The sequence below is a fragment of the Pseudomonas sp. LBUM1641 genome (genome assembly GCF_059716235.1).
Genome location: NZ_CP166815.1, coordinates 3,620,913 through 3,634,305 on the forward strand (window position 1 = coordinate 3,620,913; position 13,393 = coordinate 3,634,305).

At 62.3% G+C, this 13,393-nt stretch carries 11 protein-coding genes; 8 read left to right on the plus strand and 3 right to left on the minus strand.

What is annotated here, in order from left to right; translation table 11 throughout:
- The first annotated feature begins 282 nt into the window (after positions 1 to 282).
- Positions 283 to 1,224 (plus strand): cupin, encoded by a 942-nt coding sequence (locus ACA046_RS16465; protein ID WP_497674406.1) that lies wholly within the window; start codon positions 283 to 285, stop codon positions 1,222 to 1,224.
- On the opposite strand, the gene ACA046_RS16470 is transcribed toward ACA046_RS16465, so the two are convergent.
- Genes ACA046_RS16470 through ACA046_RS16480 form a run of 3 tightly spaced genes read right to left on the minus strand, consistent with a single transcriptional unit; the run spans position 1,217 to position 4,682 of the window.
- Positions 1,217 to 2,131 carry a LysR family transcriptional regulator gene (locus ACA046_RS16470; protein ID WP_497674407.1) on the minus strand — a complete coding sequence of 305 codons (915 nt, stop codon included), beginning with the start codon at positions 2,129 to 2,131 and terminating at the stop codon, positions 1,217 to 1,219. The two genes, ACA046_RS16465 and ACA046_RS16470, sit on opposite strands and share 8 nt — an antisense overlap.
- A 35-nt stretch (positions 2,132 to 2,166) precedes the next feature.
- Positions 2,167 to 2,889, minus strand: a complete 723-nt coding sequence (locus ACA046_RS16475; RefSeq protein WP_076013470.1) for a FadR/GntR family transcriptional regulator — start codon at positions 2,887 to 2,889, stop codon at positions 2,167 to 2,169.
- A gap of 56 nt (positions 2,890 to 2,945) precedes the next feature.
- Complete coding sequence (locus ACA046_RS16480; RefSeq protein ID WP_497674408.1) at positions 2,946 to 4,682, minus strand: IlvD/Edd family dehydratase; 1,737 nt, start codon at positions 4,680 to 4,682, stop codon at positions 2,946 to 2,948.
- 192 nt (positions 4,683 to 4,874) lie between these two features.
- Here ACA046_RS16480 and ACA046_RS16485 point away from each other — a divergent pair, with 192 nt between their 5' ends.
- The 7 genes from ACA046_RS16485 to araH all read left to right on the plus strand — a co-directional run bounded on the left by ACA046_RS16485 (position 4,875) and on the right by araH (position 13,364).
- Positions 4,875 to 6,197 carry an MFS transporter gene (locus tag ACA046_RS16485; protein ID WP_076013469.1) on the plus strand — a complete coding sequence of 441 codons (1,323 nt, stop codon included), beginning with the start codon at positions 4,875 to 4,877 and terminating at the stop codon, positions 6,195 to 6,197.
- 21 nt (positions 6,198 to 6,218) lie between these two features.
- A complete protein-coding gene (gene araD1 / locus ACA046_RS16490; protein WP_497674409.1) occupies positions 6,219 to 7,211 on the plus strand; it encodes an AraD1 family protein in 993 nt (330 codons plus the stop codon).
- Positions 7,212 to 7,222: 11 nt separating this feature from the next.
- The gene (locus ACA046_RS16495; protein ID WP_497674410.1) at positions 7,223 to 8,803 is read left to right on the plus strand and encodes an aldehyde dehydrogenase (NADP(+)); all 1,581 of its coding nucleotides are present in this window, start codon (positions 7,223 to 7,225) and stop codon (positions 8,801 to 8,803) included.
- A gap of 39 nt (positions 8,804 to 8,842) precedes the next feature.
- Positions 8,843 to 9,718: an SMP-30/gluconolactonase/LRE family protein gene (locus ACA046_RS16500; protein ID WP_497674411.1), complete on the plus strand. Its 876-nt coding sequence runs from the start codon at positions 8,843 to 8,845 to the stop codon at positions 9,716 to 9,718.
- A gap of 56 nt (positions 9,719 to 9,774) precedes the next feature.
- Positions 9,775 to 10,779 (plus strand): substrate-binding domain-containing protein, encoded by a 1,005-nt coding sequence (locus tag ACA046_RS16505; protein ID WP_076013465.1) that lies wholly within the window; start codon positions 9,775 to 9,777, stop codon positions 10,777 to 10,779.
- Between the two features lie 64 nt (positions 10,780 to 10,843).
- Positions 10,844 to 12,385 carry an L-arabinose ABC transporter ATP-binding protein AraG gene (gene araG, locus ACA046_RS16510; RefSeq protein WP_497674412.1) on the plus strand — a complete coding sequence of 514 codons (1,542 nt, stop codon included), beginning with the start codon at positions 10,844 to 10,846 and terminating at the stop codon, positions 12,383 to 12,385.
- A gap of 10 nt (positions 12,386 to 12,395) precedes the next feature.
- Positions 12,396 to 13,364 (plus strand): L-arabinose ABC transporter permease AraH, encoded by a 969-nt coding sequence (araH, locus tag ACA046_RS16515; RefSeq protein ID WP_459020847.1) that lies wholly within the window; start codon positions 12,396 to 12,398, stop codon positions 13,362 to 13,364.
- Positions 13,365 to 13,393 lie beyond the last annotated feature (29 nt).

Here is a 13,393-nt window from a genome sequence, read left to right on the forward strand (position 1 = left end):
CTCTGCTTCGACAAAATCCTTTGGTTTGCCGCCGCAGTCTCTGCGGCGGATTTTTTATGGGCGATGATGTAGATATATTTAACTAATTTATAAAGTGGCACTTTGATAGTTGGTTTTATCAAACTATCAGTACACGGAGACGGACTCGTACCTGCCCCATTTCGCATAACTGCTGTGCAGCATAAGGGATTAATCCACCGCCGCTGAATGCCTATAGTTCTTTCACCGCCGCAACCTCCAACGGGCCGTTGCGAAATCCTGCCGTAGATTGAGGTGATCATAATGAACAGCGAATTCAAGCCTGATGTGACCGATACCCAACCCCTGCACCTGCTCGACGCCGAGTACTTCGAATACAGCAAGGCCGCCAACCCCATCAGCGCCAACCTGATCACTCGCATTCCCTACCACAGCTTTCCGGCCTCGCTGTATGACAGCGGCCCGTCCCGGGTGGTCCCGCTGGACCTCAGCGAGGCACTGGGCTGCGAAGGCCCGGCGACCGGGCCGGGGCTGTGTGCGAACTTCATTCGCCTGAACGCAGGCGACACGCTGGAGCTGCAACCCAATGCCACCTCACAGGTGTTTTATGTGATTGCGGGGCAGGGCAGTGTGGCCCAGGGCGAGCATCACATCGAATGGTCCAAAGGTTGCTTCATTGCGTTGCCGGGCCTGCAACAGGCGCAGTTCAGTGCATCTGAGGATGCGCGCCTGTACTACGTGCACGATGAACCGATGTTGCGCTACCTGGGCGTGACCCGCAGTGCCGATCGCTTCGTACCGACGCTGTATCCCGCAGAACTGGCCAATGCAAAGCTGCGTGAAGCCGCCGATGATCCCCGCGCCCAGGATCGCAGCCGTATCAGCATCCTGCTGGGCAATCGCAACTTCCCGCAGACCCGAACCGTGACCCATGTGCTGTGGGCGATGTACGGCATCCTGCCGGCCGGGTCGATTCAAAAGCCTCATCGGCACCAGTCGATTGCGCTGGATTTCATCATCGATTGCCCCAAGGGTTGCTACTCGCTGGTGGGCACCGAGCTGGAAGCCGATGGCCAAATCCGCAATCCGGTGCGGGTTGACTGGTCGCCGGGGTTGGCCTTCGTCACACCTCCAGGCTACTGGCATGCCCACTTCAACGAGTCCGACACCGAAGCCTTCCTGATTCCGATCCAGGACGCCGGGCTGCAAACCTATCTGCGGTCGCTGGATATCCGCTTCAGTTGAGACGTTTCCAGTGCGGTGTTTCGCCCAGTTGCTCGACGATAAAGTCGATGAAGCACCGCACTTTGGAAGACACGATGCGCTTGGGTGGATAGACGAACCACACCGCCGGTTCGCGGCCGGCGATCCGGACAGTCCACTCCGGCAACCACACCACCAGCTCGCCGGCTTCAACAGCTTTGGCCACCAGCCAGTCAGGCAGTAAGGCAAATCCCAGGCCTTGTTGCGCGGCGATCAGCTGTGCGTCGAGGTCGTTGATGCGGATAGCGTCTTTATGCACCAGTGGCGACACCTCATGCCCGTTGGCAAACGCGATATCCGCCGCGATATCTCTCCCCAGAATCACCGGCAGCGCCACCAGTTCCGAAGGAACGGACGGCGCCGGATGTTCCCGGCAAAACGCCGGGCTGGCCACCAGCCGGTAGCGCTCATCGCAGATCTTGCGCGCCTTCAAGGTGGAATCCGCCAGGGTTCCAATACGGATCGCCAAGTCCGCACCGGCATGAATCAGATTGACGTGGCTGTCGTCCAGCACCAGTTCCAGCTTGATCTGCGGGTAGCGGGCCAGGAAGGCATTCAACGTGGGGAGGATATGGTGACGGGCAAAGGCAGGCGGCAGGTTGAGCTTGAGCACGCCCCGTGGCTGTTCGTTCAGCGCGGAGGTGGCGGCCTTGGCTTGTTCGAGTTCATCCAGTACCCGGCGTGCGTGCATCAGAAACGTCTGGCCACCCTCAGTCAGGTGCAGCGTGCGCGTAGAGCGGTTGAACAAGGCGATGCCGAGGTCCTGTTCAAGGTCCTTCACGTAACGGGAAACCGTGGAGGCCTTGATGCCAAGCCGGTCGGCGGCGCGGGAAAAGTTATTGCCCTCGGCGGCTTCGACAAAGGCGGTTAACGCAGCGAAGTAATCCAAGGGCGGCCTCGATTTTGACGGTGGGTTGCCGTGCGCTACAGCGGCGTCAGTACATTCATCACGGTATCCAGCGCCACTCGGGTATCGTCCAGTTGCACCAGGGAAGCATGCCGCGCGCCAAGGGCGTCACGGTTCTTGATCGCCGTGAGAATCGCTTTGTGCCGGGGCAGGCTGAGGCCCTGGATGTCGGGGCGACGGTTGGTAATGTTGATGGACTCGCGAAGTGGCAACGACAGCATGTTGCACATGTAGGCCAGCAAGTCGTTGCGGGTCGCATCGGCAATCGCCCGGTGGAAGTCCAGGTCGGCCTGCAACAGCGCGTCGTGGGTCTGGGCGGTTTCCATGCCCAGGTAGGCCTTTTCGATGACGGCAATATCGGCATCGGTAGCGGTGGAAGCTGCCATGGCGGCGATTTCCGGCTCCAGGATGCGGCGTACACCGGCCAGGGTGTTGAAAAACTCGCTGTGGGGTGTGGACTGCATCAGCCAGGACAGTACGTCCGGGTCCAGCAGGTGCCATTGCACCCGCGGGCGTACCACGGCGCCGACCTTGGGCTTGGAAATTACCAGGCCCTTGGCGCTCAGTACCCGCGTCGCCTCACGCAACACCGACCGGCTGACCTTGTATTCCTCGCACAAGGTCGCCTCCATGGGCAGTCGTTCTTCCGGCTTGAAGCGTCCGGAAACGATGTGCATGCCCAAGTCCTGAACGATTTGGGCGTGCATGCTCTTGCGCGGCTTGGTCGGCTGCTGATCCATAACAGGGAGGCTACTCTGGCGAAATACGCGGCATCATAGCATTGCTCCCGTCCCAATTAGTGGGAATGACGCGGCACTTCCGCGCCACGGCAGCCCACCAGGAAGTCGAAATCGCAGCCCTGGTCTGCCTGCAGTACGTGGTCGATGTACAACTGGCGGTAGCCCCCGACAATCAGCTGTTGGGGCGGCGCAAGGTCGGCCATGCGGGCCGCCAGTTCGGCGTCCGGAATGTCCAGGTGCAGGCGGCCATTGACACAATCAAGTTCGATCCAGTCGCCTTCCTTGACCGTGGCCAATGGGCCGCCGGCCGCCGCTTCCGGTGCCACGTGCAGCACCACGGTGCCGTACGCCGTGCCGCTCATGCGCGCATCGGAAATCCGCACCATGTCGGTCACACCCTGGGCCAGCAGTTTGGCCGGCAAGCCCATGTTGCCGACTTCCGCCATGCCCGGGTAACCCTTGGGCCCGCAGTTTTTCATCACCAGGATCGAGTTGGCATCCACGTCCAGCTCCGGGTCGTTGATGCGTTCCTTGTACATATCGAAGTTCTCGAACACCACGGCACGCCCTCGGTGTTGCATCAGCTCGGGGCTGGCAGCCGATGGCTTGAGTACCGCACCCAGTGGCGCGAGGTTGCCCCGCAGCACACAAATGCCGCCGTCGGCGCGGATCGGGTTGTCGAGGGTACGGATCACTTCGTCCTGGCCGTAGATCGGCGCTTCCCGGGTGTTTTCGCCCAAGGACTTGCCGTTGACGGTCAAGGCGTTCGGATGCGGGATCAGGTTGGCTTCACCGAGGCGGCGCAGCACCGCCGGCAGGCCGCCGGCGTAGTAGAACTCTTCCATCAGGAAGCGCCCGGACGGTTGCAGGTCGACGATGGTCGGCATGCCACGGCCCATGCGGGTCCAGTCGTCCAGGTCGAGCTCGACGCCGATACGCCCGGCGATGGCTTTCAGGTGAATCACCGCGTTGGTCGAGCCACCAATGGCTGCGTTGACGCGGATCGCGTTTTCGAAGGCCTCCTTGGTCAGGATCTTCGACAGCTTCAAGTCTTCACGCACCATCTCTACTGCACGCATGCCCGACATGTGCGCCAGTACATAACGGCGCGCATCCACCGCCGGAATCGCCGCGTTGTGGGGCAGGGAGGTGCCGAGTGCTTCGGCCATGCAGGCCATGGTCGAAGCGGTGCCCATGGTGTTACAGGTGCCTGCCGAGCGCGACATGCCGCCTTCGGCCGCGAGGAAATCGTCGAGGGTGATGGTACCCGCCTTGACCTGTTCGCTGAGCTGCCACACCACGGTGCCCGAGCCGATGTCCTGGCCCTTGTGCTTGCCGTTGAGCATCGGCCCGCCGGTGACGACGATCGCTGGCACGTCGCAACTGGCAGCGCCCATCAGCAGCGCCGGGGTGGTTTTGTCACAACCGGTCAACAGCACCACGCCATCGATGGGGTTGCCGCGAATGGCTTCCTCCACGTCCATGCTCGCCAGATTGCGGGTGAGCATCGCGGTGGGGCGCAGGTTCGATTCGCCGTTGGAGAACACCGGAAACTCCACGGGAAAGCCGCCCGCTTCAATCACCCCACGTTTCACATGCTCGGCAATCTGGCGGAAGTGCGCGTTGCAGGGTGTCAGTTCCGACCAGGTGTTGCAGATCCCGATGATCGGTTTGCCATGGAACTGATGATCGGCAATCCCCTGATTTTTCATCCAGCTGCGGTACATGAAGCCGTTTTTATCGGCGGTACCAAACCAGCTGGCGGAGCGCAGGACGGGCTTTTTCTCGGACATGGTCGACTCTCTTATTGTAAGACTATATTGATCTAATCCTGGCCTAACATAGGCGTAAATTCGACGCTTTGGAAGTGTTGTTGATTAAATAGTAATACTATATAGTCCGATTCAACGAGGCCTGGCCCTGGCGGATTTTCGCGAGAGGCGACCCGCAACGCTCTATAAAAATAACAATCGGAGACTGCTCACATGAGCCAGGAACAGCGGCTGATACGTCGCATCACGCTGAAACTGATTCCCTTCTTGATCTTGCTGTACCTGATTGCCTACGTGGACCGCTCGGCCGTGGGCTTCGCCAAATTGCACATGGGCGCGGATGTCGGCATCGGTGATGCCGCGTATGGCCTGGGGGCAGGGCTGTTCTTTATTGGCTACTTCCTTCTGGAAATCCCCAGCAACCTGATGCTCGACCGTTTCGGCGCGCGGCGCTGGTTCGCGCGGATCATGGTCACCTGGGGCGCCATTACCATCGGCATGGCATTCGTCCAGGGCCCCCACAGTTTCTATGTGATGCGCTTTCTGCTGGGCGCCGCCGAAGCCGGGTTCTTCCCGGGTGTCCTCTACTACATCACCCAATGGTTCCCGGTGCGCCACCGCGGCAAGATCCTCGGGTTGTTCATCCTGTCCCAGCCCATCGCCATGATGATCACCGGCCCGGTGGCGGGCGGTTTGCTCGGCATGGACGGGATTCTCGGCCTGCACGGCTGGCAGTGGTTGTTCATCGTCATCGGCACCCCGGCGATCCTGCTGACCTGGCCGGTGCTGCGTTATCTGCCGGACGGGCCGCAACAGGTCAAATGGATGGACCAGGCCGAGAAGGACTGGCTCACCGGCGAGCTGGCCAAAGACCTGCAGGCCTACGGCCAGACCCGGCACGGCAACCCGCTGCATGCCCTGAAGGACAAACGCGTGTTGCTGCTGGCGCTGTTCTACCTGCCGGTGACCTTGAGCATTTATGGCCTGGGCCTGTGGCTGCCGACCTTGATCAAGCAGTTCGGCGGCAGCGACCTGACGACCGGGTTCGTGTCGGCGGTGCCCTACATCTTCGGGATCATCGGTTTGCTGATCGTCCCGCGCAGTTCCGATCGCCTGAATGATCGCTACGGCCACCTCGCGGTGCTTTACGTGCTGGGGGCCATCGGCCTGTTCTTCAGCGCGTGGCTGACGGTGCCGCTGTGGCAACTGGCAGCGCTGTGCCTGGTGGCGTTCGCGCTGTTCTCGTGCACGGCGGTGTTCTGGACCTTGCCGGGACGTTTTTTTGCCGGCGCAAGTGCGGCGGCGGGCATCGCCTTGATCAACTCGGTGGGCAACCTCGGCGGCTACATCGGGCCGTTCGTGATCGGCGCCCTCAAGGAGTACACCGGCAACCTCGCGTCGGGCTTGTACTTCCTGGCCTGCGTGATGCTGTTCGGGGTAGTGCTGACGGGCGTGGTCTACCGGCTGCTGGAGCGCAAACACGTGTTGCCGCCGGACCAGTTCGCCGCCAGCGCCCGTGGCGCCACGCGTACTTAATTGGCAATCAGGAGAAGACTCATGGGTTTAGTGCAGTTTGAATTGAGCAACGGCGAACGCCGGGTGGGCGTGGTCGAGGGCGGGCAGGTGCGTGAAGTGCAATCAGCACACACGGTGCGCGACCTGGCACTCGCCGCCATCGAGGCCGGTGTCACCTTGCAACAGCAAATAGAGCGTCTCGGCCTGGCCGCCAACCACGACTATGCCGACCTGCTGGCCGGGCAAAGGATCCTGCCCCCGCTGGATCACCCCGACCCGGCGCACACGCTGGTCAGCGGTACCGGCCTGACCCACCTGGGCAGCGCGTCGGCGCGGGACAAGATGCACCAGCAGGCCGGTGACGAGAGCACGATGACCGATACCATGCGCATCTTCAAATGGGGCGTGGAGGGCGGCAAACCCGCCTCTGGCCAAGCCGGTGTCCAGCCCGAGTGGTTCTACAAGGGCGACGGCACCATCGTGGTGCGCCCGGGCCAGCCGTTCCCGTGGCCGGCGTTTGCCGAAGACGCCGGCGAAGAGCCGGAAATCGCCGGGCTGTATGTAATTGGTCACGACGGCAAGCCGTATCGCCTGGGCTACGCGGTGGGCAATGAGTTTTCCGACCACGTGATGGAGCGCAAGAATTACCTGTACCTGGCCCACTCCAAACTGCGCAGTTGCAGCTATGGTCCCGAGTTGCGACTGGGTGAACTGCCCCAGCACCTGGCGGGCACCAGCCGCATCCTGCGCAACGGCGAGGTGCTGTGGCAGCACGAATTCCTCAGTGGCGAAGCCAACATGTGCCACAGCCTCGAGAACCTTGAATATCACCATTTCAAATACACCCAGTTCCTGCGCCCAGGTGACGTGCATATCCACTTTTTCGGCACCGCAACCTTGTCGTTTGCCGACGGCATTCGTACCCAGCCAGGCGATGTGTTCGAAATCAGCCAGGCCGAATTCGGCGCGCCCTTGATCAACGGCATTACCAAGGTCGAAGGGGTCGTTGCACCCGGCGGCGTAGGCACTCTTTAAAGGAGACAGGCATGACCCGGATTTACGGCCACAACTACATCGGCGGCCAGCGCAGCGCCACCGGCAGCGTCACGCTGCAAAGCGTCGACGCCACTACCGGCGAAGCGTTGCCCTATGATTTCTACCAGGCGACGGCGCAGGAAGTCGATGCGGCAGCCAACGCCGCGGCGGCGGCTTACCCGGCCTATCGAAGCCTGAGCGCGCAGCATCGCGCGTCGTTCCTGGAGGCGATAGCCGACGAACTGGACGTGCTTGGCGATGACTTCATCGCCTTGGTCTGCCGCGAAACGGCGTTGCCCGCCGGGCGTATCCAGGGCGAGCGCGGCCGTACCAGCGGCCAGATGCGGTTGTTCGCCAAGGTGCTGCGGCGCGGTGATTTCTACGGTGCGCGGATCGATCAGGCGCTGCCGGATCGCCAGCCTTTGCCACGCCCGGATGTGCGCCAGTACCGCATCGGTCTCGGGCCGGTTGCCGTGTTTGGGGCGAGTAATTTCCCCTTGGCCTTTTCCACTGCCGGTGGCGACACCGCCGCCGCGCTGGCGGCCGGCTGCCCGGTGGTGTTCAAGGCCCACAGCGGCCACATGGCCACTGCCGAGCGGGTCGCCGATGCGATCATGCGGGCGGCGCAGAGCACCGGGATGCCCGACGGCGTGTTCAATATGATCTTCGGTGGCGGTGTGGGTGAAGCACTGGTCAAGCACCCGGCAATCCGGGCCGTGGGTTTCACCGGCTCGCTCAAGGGTGGCCGGGCCCTGTGTGATATGGCGGCGGCACGTCCGCAACCGATCCCGGTGTTCGCCGAGATGTCCAGCATCAACCCGGTCATCCTGTTGCCCCAGGCGCTGCAAGCCCGGGCAGACAGCATCGCCCGCGACCTGGTCGCCTCGGTGGTGCAAGGGTGTGGCCAGTTCTGCACGAACCCGGGCCTGGTGATCGGGATTGCATCGCCACCGTTCAGCGCATTCATCCAACAGGTCGCCCAACTGATCGGCGACCAACCGGCGCAAACCATGCTCAATGCCGGCACCTTGAGCAGCTACGGCAAAGGCCTGCATACGCTGCTGGCCCATCCTGGCATCGAGCACCTGGCGGGCCAGGCGCAGACCGGCAATCAGGCGCAGCCACAACTGTTCAAAGCGGATGCCAGCCTGCTGATCAACGGCGATGAAGTGCTGCAGGAAGAAGTGTTCGGCCCCACCACCGTGTTCGTGGAAGTTGCCGACCAGGCGCAACTGACTGCCGCGTTGCACGGCCTGCACGGCCAACTGACGGCGACAATCATTGGCGAGCCGGCGGATTTCACCCAGTTCGGCGAGTTGACGCCGCTGCTGGAACAAAAGGTCGGCCGCATCCTGCTCAACGGCTATCCCACAGGCGTCGAGGTGTGTGACGCGATGGTCCACGGCGGGCCTTATCCGGCGACTTCCGATGCTCGCGGCACCTCGGTGGGCACCCTGGCGATCGAGCGCTTCCTGCGACCTGTGTGCTTTCAGAATTACCCTGATAGCCTGCTCCCCGACGCGCTGAAGAATGCCAACCCGTTGCGCATTCAGCGTCTGGTAGATGGGCAGCCGTCGCGCGACGCGCTGTAACCCGTACCACCTGAAAACAACAAGAAAGCAGGAGGTTTCATGTCGTGGAATGCCGTCACACCGCACCGCGCTCGGCTGGGCGAAGGCCCGTTCTGGGACGAGCAGGGCCAGGCGCTGTATTGGGTGGATATCATCGGCCAGCAGGCGTTACGCCTGAAAGACGGGCAACTGCACACCTGGCAACTGCCTGAGCCCGTCTCGGCATTTATCCCGTGTGCCAGCGGTGATGCGCTGATAACCCTGAGCAGTGGCGTGTATCGCCTCGACCTCGATTCGGCGCCGAGCGATCCCCGCCTGACCTTGCTTTGCGTCGCCGACCCGCAACCGGGCAACCGCGCCAACGAAGCCCGCTGTGATGCCCAGGGCCGGCTGTGGCTGGGCACCATGCAGAACAACATCGGCGAGAACGGTGAAGATCTGCCGGTGCTGCGGCGTTCCGGCGGCCTGTTCCGGGTCGATGCCGACGGGCAGGTCACGCCGCTGCTGCAAGGCCTGGGCATTCCCAACACCTTGCTCTGGAACGACGCCGCCACCCACGTGCATTTCGGCGACAGCCTGGACGGCACGTTGTATCGGCACGCGATCACCGACGATGGTCAGCTTGAACCCGCGCACGTCTGGTTCGGGCCTCACGCTCGTGGTGGCCCGGACGGCTCGGCCATGGACGCCGAAGGCTATATCTGGAATGCCCGCTGGGACGGCGGTTGCCTGCTGCGGCTGACGCCGGGCGGCGAAGTCGACCGGGTCATCGAGTTGCCGGTCAGCCGTCCCACCAGTTGCGTGTTCGCAGGCCCCGACCTCAAGACCTTGTACATCACCAGTGCCGCCAGCCCGCTGAATCACCCGCTGGACGGCGCGGTCCTGGCGATCGAGGTCGATGTGCCGGGGAAAACCTGTCACCGCTTTGCAGGATAACCAACAGGCTTTACCGCTGTTTAACGCATTCAAAAACAACAACAAGGAGTCACCCTATGAATCGTCGTCGTGGTATCCGTTCCCTGTGCTGCGCCGCTGTGGCGGTGTCGGCCGTCAGCCTGAGCAGCCTGTTACTGGCGGCAGAGCCAGTGAAAATCGGCTTTCTGGTCAAGCAGGCCGAAGAGCCCTGGTTCCAGACCGAATGGGCCTTCGCCGAAAAAGCCGGCAAGGACAAGGGCTTTGAAGTGATCAAGATCGCCGTGCCCGACGGCGAGAAAACCCTCTCGGCCATCGACAGCCTGGCCGCCAACGGCGCCAAGGGCTTTGTGATTTGCCCGCCGGATGTGTCCCTCGGCCCGGCCATCATGGCCAAGGCCAAAGCCAATGGCTTGAAAGTGATCGCCGTGGATGACCGCTTTGTGGATGCCAAGGGCAACTTCATGGAGGACGTGCCTTACCTGGGCATGGCCGCCTTCGAGGTGGGCGAGAAGCAGGGCAGCGCCATGGCCACTGAAGCGAAAAAACGCGGTTGGGACTGGAAAGACACCTACGCGGTGATCAACACCTACAACGAACTCGACACCGGCAAAAAACGCACCGACGGCTCGGTCAAATCCCTGAAGGCTGCGGGTATTCCGGACGACCACATTCTGTTCGCCGCCCTCAAGACCCTCGACGTACCCGGCAGCATGGACGCCACCAACTCGGCACTGGTGAAACTGCCCAGCGGCGCGAAAAACCTGATCATCGGTGGCATGAATGACAACACGGTGCTCGGCGGCGTGCGCGCCACCGAAAGCGCCGGCTTTGCCGCCGCCAACGTCATCGGTATCGGCATCAACGGCACCGACGCCATCGGCGAGCTGAAGAAAGCCAACAGCGGCTTCTTCGGCTCCATGCTGCCCAGCCCGCACATCGAGGGTTACAACACCGCCAGCATGATGTTCGAGTGGGTCACCACCGGCAAGGAACCACCGAAGTACACAGCGATGGACGAGGTGACGCTGATCACCCGCGAGAACTTCAAGCAGGAGCTGGAAAAGATCGGTCTGTGGAACTGAAGACCGCTGACGTTCCCCGGCGGCCCTGCTGACAGGGCCGCCTGACCTGTGTGACGAGGTGGTTATGCACGCGCAACAGAAACCCCCCCACAGCACCGGTGCCAGCCTGTGCTTCAACGATATCGGCAAGACGTTTCCTGGGGTCAAGGCGCTGGATGGCATCAGCTTCAGCGCCCACCCTGGGCAGGTTCACGCCTTGATGGGCGAGAACGGCGCCGGTAAATCCACGCTGCTGAAAATCCTCGGTGGCGCCTATGTGCCAAGCAGCGGCAGCGTGCAGATCGGCGCGCACACCATGGCCTTCAAATGCGCGGCCGACAGCATCGCCAGCGGCGTCGCGGTGATCCACCAGGAGCTGCACCTGGTGCCGGAAATGAGCGTGGCCGAAAACCTGTTCCTCGGGCACCTGCCGGCCAGCTTTGGTTTGATCAATCGCAGCGCGTTGCGCCAGCAGGCATTGGCGTGCCTCAAGGGCCTGGCGGATGAAATCGACCCTCAGGAGAAAGTCGGCCGCCTGTCCCTGGGCCAGCGCCAGTTGGTGGAAATAGCCAAGGCGCTGTCCCGTGGCGCCCATGTGATTGCGTTCGACGAACCCACCAGCAGCCTGTCAGCACGGGAGATCGACCGCCTGATGGCAATCATCGGTCGCCTGCGGGACGAGGGCAAAGTGGTGCTGTACGTGTCCCATCGCATGGAAGAGGTGTTCCGCATCTGCAACGCGGTGACGGTATTCAAGGACGGCCGCTATGTGCGCACGTTCGAGGACATGAGCACCTTGACCCACGATCAACTGGTGACTTGCATGGTCGGTCGCGACATTCAGGACATCTACGATTACCGGCCCCGCGAGCGGGGTGCGGTGGCGCTCAAGGTCAATGGCTTGCTGGGCCCCGGCTTGCGTGAACCGGTGAGTTTCGAGGCCCATCAGGGCGAGATTCTCGGCCTGTTCGGGTTGGTGGGCGCCGGGCGTACCGAGTTGCTGCGGCTGCTGGGAGGCCTTGAGCGCAGCAGTGCCGGCAGCCTCGATTTGTGCGGCGATGCGCTGCGCCTGCGTTCACCCCGTGACGCCATCGGCGCCGGTATTTTGCTGTGCCCCGAGGACCGCAAGAAGGAGGGCATCGTGCCGCTGTCCAGTGTCGCCGAGAACATCAACATCAGCGCGCGCAGTGCCCATTCGCGCTTTGGCTGGTTGTTGCGCAGTGGTTGGGAGAAAGACAACGCCGCCACGCAGATCAAGGCGCTGAAGGTCAAGACGCCCACAGCGGCGCAGAAGATCATGTACCTGTCCGGCGGCAATCAGCAAAAGGCGATTCTCGGGCGGTGGCTGTCGATGCCGATGAAAGTCCTGCTGCTGGACGAGCCCACCCGGGGCATCGATATCGGCGCCAAGGCCGAGATTTACCAGATCATCCATGACCTGGCGGCTCGCGGCATTGCGGTGATTGTGGTGTCCAGCGACCTGATGGAGGTGATGGGTATTTCCGATCGCATCCTGGTGCTGTGTGAAGGCGCGATGCGCGGCGAGATGAGCCGCGAACACGCCAATGAATCCAATCTGCTGCAAATGGCCCTGCCGCGCCAACGCGCCGCGAGCCAGGGGAACTGACGAGGTGACTATGACAAGCCAAAACACTGCTGTTCCTACGGCGCGCAAACCGCTGGACCTGCGCAACCTGCTCGACAACTGGGCGATGCTGATCGCGGCGGTGGGGATCTTCGTGCTCTGCACCTTGCTGATCGACAACTTCCTGTCGCCGCTCAATATGCGCGGCCTGGGGCTGGCGATCTCCACCACCGGGATTGCCGCGTGCACCATGTTGTATTGCCTGGCGTCAGGGCATTTCGACCTGTCGGTGGGCTCGGTGATTGCCTGCGCCGGGGTCGTGGCGGCGATCGTGATGCGCGACACCGACAGCGTGTTGCTCGGCATCGGTGCCGCACTGCTGATGGGCCTGGTGGTGGGGTTGATCAACGGGATTGTGATCGCCAAGCTGCGGGTGAATGCACTGATTACCACGCTGGCGACCATGCAGATCGTGCGCGGCCTGGCCTATATCTTTGCCAATGGCAAAGCGGTGGGCGTCTCCCAGGATGGGTTCTTCGTGTTCGGCAACGGCCAGTTGTTCGGCGTGCCGGTGCCGATCCTGATCACCATCGTGTGCTTCCTGTTTTTCGGCTGGCTGCTCAACTACACCACCTACGGGCGCAACACCATGGCCATCGGCGGCAACCCGGAAGCCGCGTTGCTGGCGGGGGTGAACGTTGATCGCACCAAGATCATCATCTTCGCCGTGCACGGGGTGATCGGCGCCTTGGCCGGGGTGATCCTTGCTTCACGCATGACCTCCGGGCAGCCGATGATTGGCCAGGGTTTCGAGTTGACGGTGATTTCTGCCTGCGTGTTGGGCGGGGTGTCGTTAAGCGGCGGGATTGGCATGATTCGCCACGTGATTGCCGGGGTGCTGATTCTGGCGATCATCGAGAACGCGATGAACCTGAAGAACATCGACACCTTCTACCAGTATGTGATCCGCGGTTCGATCCTGCTGTTGGCGGTGGTGATCGACCGCATGAAACAACGCTGATCCCTGCGCAAGCTTTGATCGTTCCCACG

Bases quoted from the DNA above. Each gene is read 5' to 3' on its own strand.
- ACA046_RS16465 (WP_497674406.1), top strand. From the start codon at position 283: ATGAACAGCGAATTCAAGCCTGATGTGACCGATACCCAACCCCTGCAC.
- ACA046_RS16475 (WP_076013470.1), bottom strand. From the start codon at position 2,889: ATGGATCAGCAGCCGACCAAGCCGCGCAAGAGCATGCACGCCCAAATC.
- ACA046_RS16480 (WP_497674408.1), bottom strand. From the start codon at position 4,682: ATGTCCGAGAAAAAGCCCGTCCTGCGCTCCGCCAGCTGGTTTGGTACC.
- ACA046_RS16485 (WP_076013469.1), top strand. From the start codon at position 4,875: ATGAGCCAGGAACAGCGGCTGATACGTCGCATCACGCTGAAACTGATT.
- araD1 (WP_497674409.1), top strand. From the start codon at position 6,219: ATGGGTTTAGTGCAGTTTGAATTGAGCAACGGCGAACGCCGGGTGGGC.
- ACA046_RS16495 (WP_497674410.1), top strand. From the start codon at position 7,223: ATGACCCGGATTTACGGCCACAACTACATCGGCGGCCAGCGCAGCGCC.
- ACA046_RS16500 (WP_497674411.1), top strand. From the start codon at position 8,843: ATGTCGTGGAATGCCGTCACACCGCACCGCGCTCGGCTGGGCGAAGGC.
- ACA046_RS16505 (WP_076013465.1), top strand. From the start codon at position 9,775: ATGAATCGTCGTCGTGGTATCCGTTCCCTGTGCTGCGCCGCTGTGGCG.
- araG (WP_497674412.1), top strand. From the start codon at position 10,844: ATGCACGCGCAACAGAAACCCCCCCACAGCACCGGTGCCAGCCTGTGC.
- araH (WP_459020847.1), top strand. From the start codon at position 12,396: ATGACAAGCCAAAACACTGCTGTTCCTACGGCGCGCAAACCGCTGGAC.